Annotated in this window: 16 protein-coding genes; 9 read left to right on the top strand and 7 right to left on the bottom strand. The window is 67.4% G+C overall.

Annotated features, from left to right (window positions below):
- Positions 1-44 precede the first annotated feature (44 nt).
- Positions 45-731 carry a DUF899 domain-containing protein gene (locus tag NCO8_RS05830; RefSeq protein WP_067637059.1) on the bottom strand — a complete coding sequence of 229 codons (687 nt, stop codon included), beginning with the start codon at positions 729-731 and terminating at the stop codon, positions 45-47.
- 78 nt (positions 732-809) lie between these two features.
- On the opposite strand from NCO8_RS05830, the gene NCO8_RS05825 reads away from it, so the two are divergent.
- Entirely contained in the window at positions 810-1427 is a 618-nt protein-coding gene (locus NCO8_RS05825; RefSeq protein WP_067637057.1) for a TetR/AcrR family transcriptional regulator, read from the top strand.
- Positions 1428-1717: 290 nt separating this feature from the next.
- Positions 1718-3157, top strand: a complete 1440-nt coding sequence (mgtE, locus tag NCO8_RS05820; RefSeq protein WP_245655253.1) for a magnesium transporter — start codon at positions 1718-1720, stop codon at positions 3155-3157.
- 3 nt (positions 3158-3160) lie between these two features.
- Here mgtE and NCO8_RS05815 read toward each other — a convergent pair whose 3' ends face one another.
- Positions 3161-4129, bottom strand: a complete 969-nt coding sequence (locus tag NCO8_RS05815) for a peptidase (protein WP_067637055.1) — start codon at positions 4127-4129, stop codon at positions 3161-3163.
- Between the two features lie 241 nt (positions 4130-4370).
- Between NCO8_RS05815 and NCO8_RS05810 the strand changes: the two genes are divergently transcribed.
- A complete protein-coding gene (locus NCO8_RS05810) occupies positions 4371-5915 on the top strand; it encodes a sodium-dependent transporter (protein WP_067637053.1) in 1545 nt (514 codons plus the stop codon).
- Positions 5915-6022 carry a methionine/alanine import family NSS transporter small subunit gene (locus NCO8_RS30455; protein WP_084456630.1) on the top strand — a complete coding sequence of 36 codons (108 nt, stop codon included), beginning with the start codon at positions 5915-5917 and terminating at the stop codon, positions 6020-6022. Before NCO8_RS05810 ends, NCO8_RS30455 begins: the two co-directional genes overlap by 1 nt.
- A gap of 1 nt (position 6023) precedes the next feature.
- Here the strand turns inward: NCO8_RS30455 and NCO8_RS05805 are convergent, their stop codons facing one another.
- Positions 6024-6965: a hypothetical protein gene (locus NCO8_RS05805; protein WP_067637051.1), complete on the bottom strand. Its 942-nt coding sequence runs from the start codon at positions 6963-6965 to the stop codon at positions 6024-6026.
- A 372-nt stretch (positions 6966-7337) separates the two neighbouring features.
- Here NCO8_RS05805 and nrdF point away from each other — a divergent pair, with 372 nt between their 5' ends.
- A complete protein-coding gene (gene nrdF, locus NCO8_RS05800) occupies positions 7338-8300 on the top strand; it encodes a class 1b ribonucleoside-diphosphate reductase subunit beta (protein WP_067493116.1) in 963 nt (320 codons plus the stop codon).
- A 1-nt stretch (position 8301) separates the two neighbouring features.
- Here nrdF and NCO8_RS05795 read toward each other — a convergent pair whose 3' ends face one another.
- The gene (locus NCO8_RS05795; RefSeq protein ID WP_067637049.1) at positions 8302-8697 is read right to left on the bottom strand and encodes a hypothetical protein; all 396 of its coding nucleotides are present in this window, start codon (positions 8695-8697) and stop codon (positions 8302-8304) included.
- A gap of 168 nt (positions 8698-8865) precedes the next feature.
- Between NCO8_RS05795 and argS the strand changes: the two genes are divergently transcribed.
- The gene (gene argS / locus NCO8_RS05790; protein WP_067637046.1) at positions 8866-10632 is read left to right on the top strand and encodes an arginine--tRNA ligase; all 1767 of its coding nucleotides are present in this window, start codon (positions 8866-8868) and stop codon (positions 10630-10632) included.
- A gap of 88 nt (positions 10633-10720) precedes the next feature.
- Here argS and NCO8_RS05785 read toward each other — a convergent pair whose 3' ends face one another.
- Positions 10721-11554, bottom strand: a complete 834-nt coding sequence (locus NCO8_RS05785) for an alpha/beta fold hydrolase (RefSeq protein WP_157104789.1) — start codon at positions 11552-11554, stop codon at positions 10721-10723.
- A gap of 121 nt (positions 11555-11675) precedes the next feature.
- On the opposite strand from NCO8_RS05785, the gene NCO8_RS05780 reads away from it, so the two are divergent.
- From NCO8_RS05780 to NCO8_RS05770, 3 genes are read left to right on the top strand one after another with little or no spacing between them, the layout of a single operon-like run.
- Positions 11676-12683, top strand: a complete 1008-nt coding sequence (locus NCO8_RS05780) for a Bug family tripartite tricarboxylate transporter substrate binding protein (RefSeq protein ID WP_067637042.1) — start codon at positions 11676-11678, stop codon at positions 12681-12683.
- On the top strand, positions 12680-13204 hold the full coding sequence (locus NCO8_RS05775; RefSeq protein ID WP_067637040.1) for a tripartite tricarboxylate transporter TctB family protein: 525 nt from the start codon (positions 12680-12682) through the stop codon (positions 13202-13204). The genes NCO8_RS05780 and NCO8_RS05775 overlap by 4 nt, the downstream gene beginning before the upstream one ends.
- Entirely contained in the window at positions 13205-14722 is a 1518-nt protein-coding gene (locus NCO8_RS05770) for a tripartite tricarboxylate transporter permease (RefSeq protein WP_067637038.1), read from the top strand.
- Positions 14723-14724: 2 nt separating this feature from the next.
- Here NCO8_RS05770 and NCO8_RS05765 read toward each other — a convergent pair whose 3' ends face one another.
- Together NCO8_RS05765 and NCO8_RS05760 are read right to left on the bottom strand one after the other, a co-directional pair.
- Entirely contained in the window at positions 14725-15561 is an 837-nt protein-coding gene (locus NCO8_RS05765) for a dioxygenase family protein (RefSeq protein ID WP_067637036.1), read from the bottom strand.
- A 67-nt stretch (positions 15562-15628) separates the two neighbouring features.
- The gene (locus tag NCO8_RS05760) at positions 15629-16720 is read right to left on the bottom strand and encodes an ABC transporter substrate-binding protein (protein WP_084456628.1); all 1092 of its coding nucleotides are present in this window, start codon (positions 16718-16720) and stop codon (positions 15629-15631) included.
- Positions 16721-16783 lie beyond the last annotated feature (63 nt).

The raw sequence follows: 16783 nt of genomic DNA, 5'->3' as shown, positions 1-16783 counted from the left end.
CGCGCCGAATCCCCGACCGGCGGTTTTCGCCCGCGACCGTCCGCTCAGGCGTTCGGGTCGCCGTAGGAGGCGGCGATGTCCTTGGAGCTGGGCCACCGGCTGTAGGTGGGTGACTGCGGCCAGCCTTCGGGGCTGTCCTGCCACTCCTCCTGGCGTCCGTAGGGGAGGGCGTCGATCAGGCCGAAGGTGTAGGCGAGCTGTTCGGTGCCGCGACCGTCGGTGTGCCAGCTGCGGTAGACCGTGTCGCCATCGCGCAGGAAAGTGTTCACCGCGAAGCCTGCCCCTGGGCCCGCGCCCATATCGGCGCCGAAGGGGCTGTCGGCGGTGGAATACCAGGTCATGGTGTTGCCGACGCGGCGCTTGTAGGCGAGCACCTCGTCGATGGGGCCCTGGGTGACGATGACGAACCGCGCGTCGTAGGCGTCGAGGAAATCGAGCCGCGCGTACTGGGAGGTGAGCCCGGTGCAGCCGGGGCACTGCCAGGTGTTCCCCGGCGTCCACATGTGGTGGTAGGTGATGAGCTGAGTGCGCCCGTCGAACACCTCGGCGAGCGAAACATCGCTGCCGTCTTCGGCTTTGAGCGTGTAATCGGGCAGGCGGACGGCGGGCAGCCTGCGTCGCTGGGCGGCGATGGCGTCGAGTTCGCGGGTGGCAGCCTTCTCGCGGACGCGAAGCGCGTCGAGTTCTGCTTGCCAGGTGTCGTGGTCGACGACGTTCGGGAGTGCGGTCATGGGTACGGCCTCCGATGTATACGGCGTGCACATTTGATATGTTCACACCATATACTTCGCGGAAAGGGTGTACAAGGGTTGGCGTATCACCACGGCGATCTCGCGGCCGCGCTCCTCGCGGCCGGCTTGGAACTCACCAGGTCCGGTGGGCCGGACGCGCTGACCATCCGGGAAGTCACCCGTCGCGTCGGGGTCACGCCCAATGCCGCCTACCGGCACTTTCCCGACCGCAAGGCGCTGCTCGACGCAGTGTCGTCGGCGATCCAGGCCGACATGGCGGCGCGCATGGCGACCGACCGCGTACCCGCGGGGCCACGGGAAAGCCTGCGCGCCGTCGGTCTCGGCTACATCGCGTTCGCGCTCGCCGAGCCGGGCTGGTTCGCCGTCGCGTTCTTCGGCGCGGGAGACACCTCGCCCGCCGCGATCGCCGACTCGCCCGCCTACCTGGCCCTCGCCGAGACGCTCGACATGATGGTCCACATCGGCGACCTCGCCCCGTCGGCGCGCGAGGCCGCCACGTGGAGCTGCTGGTCGACGGTGCACGGCTTTGCCGAACTGGCCTTGCGTGGACCGCTGCGCCACGTGGGCGGCGCGAAGGTCTGGCAGTTCGCCGAACAGGCGGTCGACACCGTCATCGCGGGATTGCCCGCCCCTGGTGTGACAGAGGCCACTGTGACCAGTGGTACGACAGCGTAAAGATGAAACGACCAGTCCTCGCATGTATCCTTCGGGGAGAAGTGTGGGCACAGGGCCCGCGGTGACGACGAGGAGGTGGTGTTGCCATGCGCAGCGAACCCCCTAGTCGAAGGCCGCGCGGCGTCGCCCCTTCGCTCTCGCACTGAAACCGGCCGGCTGTCCTGGCGGTGGTGCGTGATGGTCGTGGTGGCGGACGCCCGCGGTAATCCTCGCCGTCTCCCGAAACCATCTCGGCGCATGTACCTACCTCTGCCGTAGGCATGCGCGTTGTCGCGCCAGAGGACTGTCCCATGTCGCAGATCGATCTCGTCGAAGCACGTCACGTACCTGTCGAAGCCGTCGCGCACGAACCGAATCCTGTTGTGGCCGAGGATCATTCGGTGACCGAGGCCTTGGCGATCCTGTCCGAGTCGGTGCGCGACATCGTCGAGACCCACCGCGTGAACAGCGCGATGGACTGGCTCGACAACCGACCGCCGCACGTCATCGCCGACGCGCTGGCCCGCATGGACGCCGTGCAGGCCGGGGTGGTGTTCCGGCTGCTCGACAAGGACCGCGCCATCACGGTTTTCGAGGAACTCGAGCCGGTCGACCAGCAGCAGATCCTGCAGGGCCTGCGCGAGAAGAGCTTTCGCGATCTGGTCGAGGCGATGGACCCCGACGACCGCGCCCGCATGCTGCACGAGGCGCCCGCCAAGGTCGCCAAGAAGGTGCTCGAGGGGCTGAGCCCCCGCGAGCGCCGGATGACCGCCGCCCTGCTCGGCTACCCGGAGGGGTCGGTCGGTCACTACATGACGCCGGAAGTCGTTGCGCTGCCGGGCAATCTGACCGTCGCCCAGGCGCTGGCCTTGGTGCGTGCCAAGGGCGCCAACGCCGAAACGGTGTACACCCTGCCCGTGGTCGACCGGGGGCGCAGGCTCACCGGCATCGTGGAACTGCGCGAGCTGGTGCTGCACGCGCCCGAGGCGATGGTGTCGGAACTGGTTGTCACCGAACCGCCGTTCGTGCGTGCCACCGATTCCGCCGAGAAGGCGGCGCGCTTGATGAGTTCGACCAACGAGATCAACCTGGTCGTCGTCGACAGCGAGGACCGGGTGGTCGGGCTGCTCACCATCGACGACGCGATGGAGGTGCTCGAGGCCGCCGACAGCGAGGACGTGGCCAAGCAGGCCGGTTCGGCGCCGTGGGAAGGCCACTACATGGCCGCCAAGGTGTTCCAGCTGGCGCGCTACCGGGCACTGTGGCTGATGCTGCTGCTGTTCGCGGCCACGCTCACGGTGAGCGTCACCGACATCTTCGCCACCACCCTCGAGCAGGCGGCCAGCCTGGCGCTGTTCATTCCGCTGCTCATCGGGGCGGGCGGCAACGCGGGCGCGCAGGCGGCCACGGCATGTGTGCGTGCGCTCGCCGTCGGCGAGGTGCGGGTGTCTGATCTGTTCAAGGTGATCTGGCGCGAATGCCGGGTCGGCCTGGTGCTCGGAAGCATGCTGGCCGCGGCGGGCCTGTTGATCGGCACCGTGTTCGTCGGCCCCAAGATCGCCATCGTCGTGGCTGTCACGCTGGTGCTCATCTGCGGTTGGGCCGCGACCATCGGCGGCACGATGCCGTTGCTGGCCAAGAAGTTCCGCATCGACCCGGCCGTCGTCTCGGCGCCGATGGTGACGACACTCGTCGACGCCACCGGCCTGATCATCTACTTCACCACCGCGAAACTCGTTCTGGGCATCTGAGTTTCAGCGGGGTGGAAACAGGGTGAGGGCCGCCGCCATCACGTCCCTCGCGACATCGTCGGTGGCGGCGACCACCTCGACGATGGGGATCCGCCGTCCGAAAACCGTTGATTCAGGTGGCAATTCAGGCCCGACGGCGGCGGTGTAGATAGGAATCGAGCTGTCGTACACCGAGACCGAACGGTGCACGGTCCGCCCGTCGATGTGCTCTTCGGTGCTGTTGGCCGCCAGGTATTCCGGCACCCGGTACTCGTAGCCGACCGTGATCCGCTGTCCCCGGTAACCGAACAGGCACTGGGTGAGTCGCTGCTCGTCGTCGTGCACCGTGCCGACGAGTTTCGTGCGGACCGCGCACGGGTCGGCGCCGAGCAGCACCGTCGGCACGGTGTCGGGGGAGGTGCCCTGGGCCGGCGACTCCCGCCACCGCTGCACCATCCCCGGCACCAGTTCGTCGGCGACGGTGCACGGGTTTGTCCCCGGGCGCGTAGACAGGCCGAGGTAGAACGCCGCCCCCGCCGGGAAATGCGCGGTGACGCCGCAGGATCGGGGCTCACCGGCGTCTCGGTCGGGAACGAGGCGCACGGTCACATCGCCGATCTGGCTGGTCCTGCCGCGTCCGCCCGCGGTCAGGGCGGGCAGCAGTGTCGCGTGCCAGGTCAGGGTGGTGCCTTCGCCAGGGGAATCGCTGTGCAGCACCGCCCGGCACGAATCCAGGCCGACGGTGACGCTCTCGATCGAACCCAGCGGTTCGAGCGCCTCGCGCGGCAAGATCGCGCACACATCCACCTGCCGGGTCGCCTGGGCGACCTTCTCGCGTTCGGCTTGGTCACGCGGCACCTGCGACCAGAACTCCGGTGGCGGCGCCGGGACCACCGGCGGTGGCGGCGCGGTCGCGGACGGGTCGCTCTCGTCGTCACCGCAGCCGACGCAAACGAGTAATGCCACCGCGGCGAACGCGATCCTGCGCACCATCGGCAACCCCTGTCGTCGGTGACCCGGTCCGATGTCGGACCCGAACCCGAGTGTGCCCGCCCGAGCAATCCACTCGCAAACACCGGAACTGGACCGATGCCGCCTTGTCGCCGCATCGCGATCTCCGCCGGATCGTCACCGGGGCGTCATCGGATCCCCGGCCGGGAGGAGCCGGGCGCCCCTACACTAAGGTCCTTTCGCGCAACCGAGACCACACGTCGCGAGTAGATGGAGAAGTGCGATGACAGCACGCCCCCGGGAACAATGGGGTACACGGGCAGGATTCCTGCTCGCGGCGATCGGCTCGGCGGTCGGACTGGGCAACATCTGGCGATTCCCCTATATCGCCTACGAGAACGGCGGCGGAGCCTTTCTTCTGCCCTATCTGGTCGCCCTGCTCTCGGCAGGTATCCCGCTGCTGATCTTCGAGTACACCATCGGCCACAAGTTCCGTGGGTCACCCCCGCTGGCGTTCCGGCGCATGTCCCGCGCGACCGAACCCATCGGCTGGTGGCAGGTGGCCATCAGTTTCGTGATCGCGGTCTACTACGCGGTGATCATCGCCTGGGCCATCCGCTACGCCGGGTTCTCCGTCGGCCAGCAGTGGGGTGACGACCCAGAGAAGTTCTTCAGCAACGACTTCCTCCACGTCGCCGACCAGCCGGGCTTCGCGGCGCCGTTCGTGCCCGGTGTGCTGTGGCCGCTGATCGCGGTGTGGGCGGTGACGCTGGTCGTGCTCGCCCTCGGCATCCGCCGCGGCATCGAGATCGCCAACAAGATCTTCATCCCGCTGCTGTTCACGCTGTTCCTGATCCTGGTGGTGCGGGCGCTGTTCCTGCCCGGCGCGGCCGAGGGACTCGACGCGTTCTTCTCCCCGGATTGGTCGAGCATCACCGACGGCAAGGTGTGGGTCGCGGCCTACGGGCAGATCTTCTTCTCCCTGTCGGTCGGCTTCGGCATCATGATCACCTACGCTTCCTACCTGCGGCGCAAGGCCGACCTCGGCGGGTCGGCGCTGGTCGCCGGGTTCGCCAACAGCTCGTTCGAGATCCTGGCCGGTATCGGCGTGTTCGCCACCCTCGGCTTCATGGCGCACCAGACCGGTGTCGCCGTGAGCGACGCCGCGACCAGCGGTCCCGGACTGGCGTTCGTCGCGTTCCCGACGATCATCTCCGAATTGTCCTCCGGCGCCGCCTGGTTCGGCATCCTGTTCTTCACCTGCCTGGTGCTGGCCGGGCTCACCTCGCTGATCAGCATCGTCCAGGTGATCGTCGCGGCGGTGCAGGATCGGACCGGGCTGGCCCGGGTGCCCGCGGTGCTGATCGTCGGCGGCCTCACCGCCGCTGTCTCGATCGCCTTGTTCCCGACTCGCAACGGTCTGTACCTGCTCGACGTGGCCGACCACTTCATCAACCAGTACGGCATCGTCCTGGCCGCGTTCGTCGCGGTGATCGTGGTCGCCTGGGCGCTGCGCAAACTCGGTGTGCTGCGCGAACACACCGACACGGTGTCCAACCTGAAGGTCGGCCGCGTGTGGATGGTGCTGCTCGGTGTGGTGACACCGGTGGCGCTGGTGTGGATGATGGTCGACAGCCTGCGCCAGGAATTCGACGAAACCTACGGCGGCTACACGACCGAGTACGTGCTGATCGCGGGCTGGGGCGTGGCCGGAGCGGCCATCGTGTTCGGCGTGGTCATGGCGCTGCTGCCGTGGCGCGATCCCGGCGTACCGGAAGACGAGGACGGCGTCGTCGCGGCGCCGGTGACCGAGGAGGCGAAGTCCTGATGTCGGCTGGTGCGATCACGATGCTGATCATTTCGATCGTGGTGGTGTGGGGTGGGCTGCTCGCCTCCGTCATCGCCCTGCGCCGTTTCCCGGAGGACACGGAGTAGCTCAGGGCAGCAGCGGCAGTACCTCGCGCATGACCTTCTCCGCGACGGCCGAGTCGGCGGTGACCGTCACCTTCGGCACGCGGGGGCCGAGCAGGGCGTCGGTCGGACCGGGAGTCAGAGCCCGGCCGACGACGGCGGTCAGGGAGGTGATGGACGACGTCGCGGTGCCCGGTTCGAAACGGAACACCTGGCGGCTGCCGACAGTGAAGGCGGGGGTGTCATCGGTGACGGAGCGCTCGGAGCCGTAGTCGTAGGTCACGATCGCCTCGTGACCGTCGACGGTGAGTTTGCAGGTGGTGAGCCGCTGATCACCCACCGGGACGAGCGAACCGAGCAGCGGGGCAACGGCACACGGGTCGGCGCCGGTCACCACCGTGCGATCCGAATCGGGTGAGGTGCCGTGCGGCGGTTCCTCGCGGAACTCGACCAGGGCGATCCGCAACAGGTCCGCCGCGGTAGCGCAGGCATCGCCCGGCGCGCGAACGCTCAGTGACAGATCGGCGCCCGACACGAACAGCGCCCACGCCTGACACGCCGCCCGCGACTGCGGATCCGACGAGGTGGCGGGTTCGTCGTCGAACAGCACGCGCACATCGCCCATCGACTCCTCGCGCACCGGTCCGTCCATCGCGGGTTCACCGGAGAACATCACCCCTGTACTCCAGGTGGCGTCGATGCCGGTGAGATGACCGTCGACGGCGATGGCGGCGCGGCACTGATCCGGGCGGACGTCCTCGACCGTGCTCACCGTTCCGAACGGTTCGAGTGAGGCGCGCGGCAGCAGGGCGCACACGTCGATCGCGCGGACCTTGCGCAGGACGGTCACCTTCTCCTCGTCGGAAACCGCTGCCCTGGACCAGAATCCGTCGCTGGGCATCGGATCCGGCGCGGGGCCGGGACCGCATGCGACCGAGGTCATCGCGGCGAGGGTCAACAGAAACATCCGTCGCACAGTCGATGTCCCTTCGGATCGATTCACTCTCTCCCGACGATCTTCCCGCACGGTGATCGTGGGTCGACGGGGTGGTTCCGGATCGGGCGGCGGGTGGTGGTGCTCACCGACGGGGCGGGGTGGTCGGTGCGTGTGAGGAAAACGCGGGCGATGCGATGGTGGTCCGCGCGGGCGCGTGACGCACAATGGGGGCCGCGTGTGTGGTGTGGACGGTCGACCGGTGAGGTCGGATCGCCCGCATCGCAACACAAGCTGTTGTGCTCCGCGAGGTTGTCACCCACTACGAGTAGTGTTCGTGGGGAACGGCCTCGCACACGGCGGCGGGTGCGGGTCACAGGTCTGGCGGAAAGGTGTGGAGGCGGAATGAAGCTCATCGATCGGGTGTCGGCCATCAACTGGAATCGGGTACCCGATGAGAAGGATGCCGAGGTCTGGGACCGGCTCACCGGCAACTTCTGGCTGCCGGAGAAGGTGCCGGTGTCCAACGACATCCCCTCCTGGAACACGCTGACCACCGAGGAGAAGCAGCTCACCATGCGGGTCTTCACCGGCCTGACGCTGCTCGACACCATCCAGGGCACCGTCGGCGCGGTCTCGCTGATCCCCGACGCGCTCACCCCGCACGAGGAGGCGGTGTACACCAACATCGCCTTCATGGAGTCGGTGCACGCCAAGAGCTACAGCTCCATCTTCTCCACCCTGTGCTCCACCAAGGAGATCGACGAGGCGTTCCGCTGGTCGGAGGAGAACCGCAACCTGCAGCGCAAGGCCGAGATCGTCCTGTCGTACTACAACGGTGATGACCCGCTCAAGCGCAAGGTTGCCTCCACGCTGCTGGAGAGCTTCCTGTTCTACTCCGGCTTCTACCTGCCGATGCACTGGTCCTCGCGGGCCAAGCTCACCAACACCGCCGACATGATCCGCCTGATCATCCGCGACGAGGCGGTGCACGGGTACTACATCGGCTACAAGTACCAGAAGGGCCTCGAGCTGGTCTCCCAGGCCGAGCGCGACGAGCTCAAGAACTACACCTTCGAGCTGCTCTTCGAGCTCTACGACAACGAGGTCGACTACACCCAGGACCTCTACGACGAGGTCGGCCTCACCGAGGACGTCAAGAAGTTCCTGCGCTACAACGCCAACAAGGCGCTGATGAACCTCGGCTACGAGGGCCTGTTCCCGAAGGACGAGTGCGAGGTGAACCCGGCGATCCTGTCGGCGCTGTCACCCAACGCCGACGAGAACCACGACTTCTTCTCCGGTTCGGGTTCCAGCTACGTCATCGGCAAGGCCGTCAACACCGAGGACGAGGACTGGGAGTTCTAGTTCACCGATCCCACGGTGCCCGCAGTTCCGGATCGTCGAAGGCGTCGGCCGCGTCCCGGTAGAGCTCGCTGATGCGCTGCTTCACCTTGTCGCGGTCGGCGCCGGAGATATCGGCCTGATCCAGCCGCGCCGCCGCATTCGCCACCGCCCGGAACACCCTGGTCGGCTTCCCGTCGATGATGTCGGCAACCGGAAACTTGTAATCCTTCTCGAGCGCCGGATCCCCCTCCGGATCGCGATACAGATAGATACTGGCGAGCTTCTTCGGATCACCCTTCGCCCACTCCAGGGCATCGTGCTCGGCCCGATGCCCGGTCCATTCATGATCCCGCGGCGCCCACGGCATATCGACATCGGCGGCATTGTCGGATTCGGGCGGAACCTCACGCTTCGACATAGGTCTCTCCTTGACGCTCACGGGTCATGGATCAGCGGTTCGATCGTAGCAATTGTGTCTGTACCTGCGGGTTTACCTACCTAGGGTCAACGAGCGATCTGGTCAGCGCTGGTCGGGCGGCTAGCCTGCGACAATAACGTCACCAACCCATCTCGAAAGGAACCGAAGGTGAGCTCTGCCGGTGTTGTACCGCTGCTCGGACGTGTCGCTACCGCTGTGTCGGAGGCGATCGCCCGAGTCCGCCCGGAAACGGCGGATGCGGACCCGGTAGTGCGACGATCCGACCGCGCCGATTACCAGTCCAATGCGGCGTTACCACTTGCGAAGCGGGTCGGGATGCCACCGGCTCAGCTCGGTGCCGACATCGCCTCCGGCATCGATCGCACCGACGGGGTGATCGCTGACGTGCAGGTGTCGGGACCGGGTTTCTTGAACATCAACCTGTCGGACTCCGCGGTGTGGACGGCTGTCGCGGAGCGTGGAGCGGATGAACGGCTCGGCATTCCGACGACAGAGGACGGGCGTCGGGTGGTGATCGACTACTCGGCTCCGAACGTGGCGAAAGAGATGCATGTGGGGCACCTGCGCACCACCATCATCGGCGACAGCCTCGCCAGGGTCTTCGGATTCCTCGGTGCCGACGTGATCCGGGCCAACCACCTGGGTGACTGGGGCACCCAGTTCGGGATGCTCATCCAGTACATCGACGAGCATCCCGAGTCACCTTGGCACACTGACGAACTCGACGACGAGACGAGTTCGGTATCCGCTCTGGACAGCCTCTACAAAGCTGCTCGCGCACAGTTCGACGCCGATTCGGGATTCGCGGACAGGGCCAGAAATCGTGTGGTCGCCTTGCAGGCAGGCGATCCCGACACCGTCGCCCGCTGGCGCGAGATCGTAGCGGAGTCGGAGAAGGCGTTCGGCGCGATCTACGACCGACTCGGCGTCCTGCTCACGCCCGACGACTACGCCGGCGAATCGTTCTACAACGATCAGCTGGCCGATACGGTGACCGAACTGGTCGACAAGGGCGTGGCCGTCGACAGCGAGGGCGCGATCGTTGTGCTGTCCGAGCAGGTCAACGGCCCTGACGACAAGCCGGCTGTCCTGATGGCCCGCAAGCGCGACGGTGGCTACGGCTACGACAGCACCGACCTCGCGACCATCCGGTACCGGATCGCCACCCTGCACGCCGACCGGTTGCTCTACGTCACCGACTCCCGCCAATCCCTGCACTTCCAGCTGATTTTCGAGGCAGCGCGGCGAGTCGGCTGGCTCACCGACGCTATCCAGGTCGATCACGTCGCCTACGGAACCATCCTCGGACCCGACGGTAAACCGTTCAAAACCCGGGCAGGCGGCACGGTTCGGTTGATGGATCTGCTGGACGAAGCCGTCGCACGTGTTCGAGCGGTGGTGGCGGAGAAGAATCCGGATTTGTCGCCTGCTGAACTGGACACGATTGCCGAGCAGGCGGGAATTGGTGCGGTGAAGTACGCAGACCTGTCGACTTCGAGGGTCAAGGACTACACCTTCGATGCCGTTCGGATGACCTCGCTGAACGGCAACACGGGCGTCTACCTGCAGTATGCGCACGCGCGGGTATGTTCGATCCTCCGCAAGGCCGGCGGGGGAGTTCAGCCCACCGTCGACATCGGCGTCCCGATGGAACCGGCTGAACGTGAACTCGTCTTGGCTCTCGACGGATACGGGTCGGTGCTCGACGAGGTCGCCGAGACGCTGGAACCGCACAGGTTGGCCGGCTATCTCTACGATCTGGCCCGCGCGTACACAGCGTTCTACGACTCGTGCCCCGTCCTCACCGCCGACGAACCGATTCGTTCCAACCGGATCGCCCTGTGCCGGCTCACCGCTCGCACCCTCGGGCTCGGCCTGGGACAGTTGGGAATCGCTGCACCACAACGCATGTGAGGTATCGGCCGGACGTATTCCGAAGCGGTGCTGCGTTCGGCCGATTGCCGTTGCTGGGCCTGCGCTTCGCCCCTGATCGAAGAACTCGCTATCCGGAAGATACCTGTTCGGTGCGACGCACTCGGTCGACGAAGGTGGTGATGGCCGTGGATACGGGTTGGGGGTGGGTCCACCAGACTGCGTGGCCTGCGGTGGGGCCCGCGATGACGGTGGAGAGGCCCTGGGTGCCGGGGAGAGAGGCGGCTAGGGCGCTGGCGTCGTCGGCGGTGCCGCCTGCTTGGTCGGCGTGGCCGCGCAGGACCAGGGCGGGGCAGGGGATCTCGGGGAGGCGGGGGGTGATTTCGTCGCGGGTGGCGAGGTTTGTCCAGGCCGCTGTGGTGCGGGGGCGGTCAGGGTTGGTGAGCCAGCGGCGGATCCAGTGTTCCTGGTCGGCGTCGGTGCCGCCGATGAGCAGGGGTGCGAGGGCGCGGGCTTGGGGTTCGAGGGGGATGGCGGGGTCGGTCCAGGCGGTGGCCATGGCGCGGTACTGGGCGGATTCCTCGACAGTGTTGGCGCGGGCTGTGGTCGAGGCGAGGACCAGAGCTCTGGTGCGGTCGGGGTAGCGCAGGGCGAAACGCAGGGCCGTGTAGCCGCCCTGGCTCATGCCGCCGAGGACGACGGGGCCCGTGATGTCCAGATGGTCGAGTACCGAGGCGATGTCGTCGGCCAGGTCCCAGTAGGTGAACGGTTCGTCGGGGTCGCTGACGGTCTCGCCGAAACCGCGCGCGTCGACGGCGATCACCCGCAGTCCCGCCGCAGTGAGCCGCGCGGTGGTGCGGTCGAACATCGTTGCGTCCATGAGGAATCCGTGCGACAGCACGATCGGCTCGCCGCTGCCGGTGTCGGTGAAATGGATGACGGAACTGTCGCGACGCACAGGCATGAGCACGAGGGTAACCGTGGGGACGCGCGGCCGGATCCGTCGACGAATTGTTGTGCGTTCTGTGCACAGCGGCGACCCGACTCGGGCAAACTTTCGGCAGACGTTCGGTGAGAGGACCCCGATGCACCGTGTTCCCCGCTCAGTTCGCTGGATCCTCGGTGTCCTCGGAGTCGTGGTCCTGGTGGTCGCGGCGGGGTTGGACGCCAATCGGTCGGGCCACGGTGCCGATGCGCGGGCCAAGCTGACGGTCATCGCGCCCGCCGCCGCGGGCGGTGGCTGGGACCTGGTGGCCCGCGAAGCCCAGCAGGCGCTGCGCGGCGACGGGATCGTCAACAACGTGCAGGTGGTGAACGTGCCCGGCGCGGGCGGCACGATCGGGCTCGGTCAGTTGTCCACGCAGACCGGGGTGGCGAGGACCATCATGGTCACGGGCACCGTGATGATGGGCGGCATCGCGCGCAACGGCTCGCCCGTGGAACTCGCCGATATGACGCCGATCGCCCGGCTCGCCGAGGACTTCGAAGTGATCGTCGTCCCCGCCGACTCGCCCTATCGCACCCTCGACGACCTGATCCGCGACTGGCGAACCAACCCGGCCACCACACCGGTCGGCGGCGGATCGGCGGGCGGGATCGACCACATGCTCGCCGCCCAGCTGGCCGAGGCCGCGGGCATCCCCGCCGCTCAGGTGCGCTACGCCGCCTACGCCGGTGGCGGCGAACTCACCATCAACCTGCTCTCGACGGCACCGGGCACCCCTGGTATCGGGATCAGCGGTTTCAACGACTTCCGCGACCTGATCGAGGACGGCAGGTTGCGACCGCTGGCCGTGGTCGCGCCCGACCGGCTGCCCGGACTCGAGGCGACCCCGACCATGGCCGAGGCCGGCTACCCGCAGGTGGACCTCGTGAACTGGCGCGGGTTCGTAGCCCCACCGGGGTTGAGCGAGCAGGAGCAGAAGGAGCTGATCGACATCGTCACCGAGATGACCCGCACCGAGAGCTGGCGCGACGCCGTCGCCCGCAACCGGTGGCAGGAGACGTTCCTGGCAGGCGAGGCGTTCCGCCAGTTCCTCGCCGAGGAACAGACGCGGATCACCGAGATCGTCGAAGACCTGGGGCTGTCGTGAGTACCACCGAACCCGAACCGGCGTCGGTGTCACGCTCGTGGTGGCGGCCCGGCTGGAGCGCGCTCATCATGCCGCTGCTGCTCGTCGCGCTGGCGGCGTTCCTGTTCGCCGGTATCGCCGACATGGAGGTGGCGGACGAGAGCGAACTGTTCGGCCCGAAAACGGTGCCGCTGCTGGCCGCGGTGCTGTGCCTGGTCTTCGCGGTGCTGTTGGCGGTGAGCGTGATCCGCAGGCCGGAGGTCCCGCTCGACGAGAACGGCCGCCCGATCATCGGTCTGTCCAGCAATTGGCGTGGCACCGGGATCACCTTCGCGTCGCTGGTCATGTTCGCGGTGCTGCTCCTGCCGGCCGGGTGGATCATCGCGGGCGCGGTGACGTTCTGGGGTGTCACCATCGGCCTCGGCAGCAGGCGGTACGGGCTCAATATCCTTGTCGGCCTTGCCCTGTCCTCGACCATCCAGTTGGTTTTCGGCGGTCTGCTCGGTATCAGCTTGCCGCCCGGCGTGATGGGACTGTTCTAGATGAACGAGATCGCGAACCTCCTGGAGGGTTTCGGCAGCGTCCTGACCCCGGCCAACTTGCTCTACGTGGTGCTCGGCTGCGTGATCGGCACCGCCGTCGGCGTGCTGCCCGGGCTCGGTTCGGCGATGGCGGTGGCGCTGTTGCTGCCGGTGACGTTCACACTCGACCCGCTGGCCGCGCTGGTGATGATGGCCGCCATCTACTTCGGTGGCCTGTTCGGTGACTCGATCTCCGGCATCCTGATGAACACACCCGGCAACTCCACCGCCATAGCGACATCCATCGAGGGCCACCGGATGGCGCTCAACGGCCGCGCCCCACAGGCGTTGGCGGCCGCGGCGGTCGGAGCGTTCTTCGGCGGGCTGATCGCGACCGTCCTCGTGGTGTTCTTCGCACCGCACCTGGCGAATCTGGCGACCAGGTTCGGGCCGGGAGAGTATTTCGCGCTGGCGGTCTTCGCGTTCGTCGCGATCTCGGTGGTGGTGTCGGATTCGGTTCTCAAAGGCATTGCCGCGCTGCTCATCGGCTTGGCGCTGTCTGTGATCGGCACCGATCAGGTGAGCGGTGCGCAGCGGTTCACCTTCGGCAGTGTGGAACTGTTCGACGGGGTGAGCGTCGTGGTGATCACGGTGTCCATGCTCGCCATCGGTGAAGTCCTGTACGTCGCGTCCCGGATCGGGCGACCCGACGACCGCACGCTCATCGCCCCGCAGGGGCGGCCCTACCTGACGCGCTCGGAGTTCCGGGAAATGGTGCCCGCCATGGCCCGTGGCACGGCCTTCGGTGTGCCGTTCGGTGTGATTCCCGCAGGTGGCGCGGAGGTACCGACCTTCCTCGCCTACGGTGCCGAGCAACGAATGGACCGCCGCAGCCGTAAGCCGAAGTTCGGCACGGGCGCGATCCGCGGTGTGGCCGCACCGGAGGCGGCGGGCAACGCCACCGCGGGCACCGCGATGGGCGCGCTGCTCGCGCTCGGCCTGCCGACCTCGGCGACGGCCGCGATGCTGCTCGCCGCGTTCCAGCAGTACGGAATGCAGCCTGGCCCATTGCTTTTCAGCCGCAACGGCGACCTGGTGTGGGCGCTGATGGCGAGCCTGTTCATCGGCATGGTCGTGCTGCTGATCCTGAACATGCCCTTCGCCCGGCTCTGGGCGAATCTGTTGAAGATCCCGCGCGAATACCTGTACGCGGGGATCGCGGTGTTCGCGTGTTTCGGTGTGTACGCCGCGGCGGCATCGATCGTCGACGTCGTGTTCATGCTGGTGCTCGGTGCGATCGGTTTCGCGATGCGCCGCTACGACGTGCCGATCGCCCCGGTGCTCATTGCGGTGATCCTCGGGCCGCTGGCCGAGACCTCGTTGCGCGCGGCCATGAACAACTCGGACAACGATCCGCTGACGTTGGTGAGCACCCCGATCACGATCACGCTGTACGTGCTGCTGGCAGGCGTCGTCGCCATCGGTGTGTTCAACAAACTGAAGCTGCGCCGCAGCGTGCGCGCCGACGCTCCGGAATGATCTCAGCGAGGCGGGCGGCCACCACCCGGCAGGGGACTGGACTTCTCGCCCACACCGATCGTGAGCGATACGGCCATGGAGGTGACGGGAGTGCCTGAGACGGTGGCCAGTTCGGCATCCCAGCCGTCGCCGAAGACGTTGTCCGAGGACAAGCTCACCGCCGACATGTTCTTCGTGCTGGCCGCGTAACCGGCGTCGGCGGCGAACACTGTCTCGCAGGAGTCCTGGGGGAGGGCGATCTGGGAGGTGAGGCGGGCGTTCTCGCCCGCGACGGCGGTGGTGAGCGAGTCGTAGACCTCGAAGTGGATATGCGGCCAGCGGCCCGCGTAGCAGGCGGGGAAGATCGAGGTGAATTCGACGACGCCCGCATCGTCGGCCACCTGTACGCCGCGTAGATAGTTCTGGTCGGTGACGCCGTCGCTGTAGAGCGAGTAGCGGCCCTCACGATCGCAATGCCACACATACACCGCCATCCCCGCACCGGCCCCGCCCCGCACAAGGTCGTGCACTGTCAAGGTCAGTGACATCGGGATACCCTGGGCGGCACCGGAATACGCGCCGAAGCTGGTTGTCAGATCGGATCGGACGACGCCGGATTCGATCAGCACATTCGGTCCGTTTGAGCCGTCACCGGGGTAGGGGCCCGCGGTTTCCTGTGGGGCTGCGGCGGGGGTGGCCGTGGTGGTCGTCGACGCCTCGGTGGTGGTCGCGCCGGTTTCCTCGCCCGCCGCGCAGCCCGCCGCGACGGCGGCTACACCCGCGGCTCCGAGAACGCCGAGAATTCGCCGCCGCGACATCACCCGCAGATCGTGACCGAGTCCCAGATCGTGTTCGTCCATGCCGACGACGGTAAGCGCGCGGACTGCGTCCGGCCTGGAAACTCGCTGGACGTTTGCTGTGCGCCGATCAGTCGGTGACGTAGCCGTTGAGGCTGTTGCGCAGATCCGTCAGCACGGCGCGCGCCGCGGTGAGGCCGGTGGTGTGCCAGATCTTGTCGTCCACCGCGAACACGCGGCGATCCGTCGCGGCGCCCAGGTTCTCGAATTCCTTCGAGCGCAGCACCTTCTTGCCGTGTGCCTCGCCGTCGGGGCCGTCGAACATCACGTAGATGATGTCGCCCTCGGCCTTGTTCGAGAAGTCGTCGGGGGTGATGTCGAACGAGGTGCCGCGCTGTGCCTGGGGACGCTGCACACCGGCATCCGAGAGGACCTGGGCGGCAAAGGTTTCCGAACCCTGCACCTGGATCGTGTCGGCGGTGAAGCGCAGCACCGAGGCCTGGGACTGGTTCGCGTGCAGCGCGGTGCCGACGTCCTGGGCTTCGGTGAGATAGGACTGCAGGGCACTTTCGGCGGCGTCGGTGCGGCCCATACCGGCGGCGTAGGCGACGAAATCGGACTGCCAGCTGCCGCCGCTGCCGACCAGCACGGTCGGTGCGATCGCGCGCAGCGCCTCGTAACCGCCTGCGGCAGGGGGGACGTCGCCGAGGATGAGGTCGGGCTTCAGCTCGGCGATCCGCGCCGGGTCGGGCGCGCCGATCGGGCCCACACTCGGCACCTTCAGCACGCCGTACCCCAGGTACATCGGCTGCGGACGCTCACCGTCGAGCGTCACCGCGCCCGCGACCCGCTCCCACAGGCCGAGCGCACACGCCGCGTCGAGAGCGGAACTGGTGAGCACGACAATGCGCTGCGGATCGGCAGGTACCTGCGAGACCCCGGCCGAATGGGTGACCGAGCGGGTACCCGAACCCGCGTCGGGTGCACTCGGCGTCGGGCACGCGGTCGCCGTATCGCGGTCGGCGCCGACCACACCGGCACCGGCGATATTGGTCGTGGTGCGGATGATCGTGCTCGCATCGTCGTGCTTGTCCGCGCAACCCGCGCTCACCACGGCGACGCACAGCAACGCGGCGACAACGAGCGCGCCCCGCGAGCGGTCACGACGACCCTGCGTGGCGGTGCGACGGAATCGGGTGCGTTCTCGGGCGCTCACCGGCATGCGCACGAGGGTACTGGGTTGGGTCGCCGGGCCTGCCGGGGGCCGAGGGTCGTCGGTGCGAAA

Source organism: Nocardia coubleae NBRC 108252, assembly GCF_001612805.1.
In the GTDB taxonomy this organism is placed as follows: Bacteria; Actinomycetota; Actinomycetes; order Mycobacteriales; family Mycobacteriaceae; genus Nocardia; species Nocardia coubleae.
This window is presented reverse-complemented; position numbering and strand designations above follow the sequence as displayed.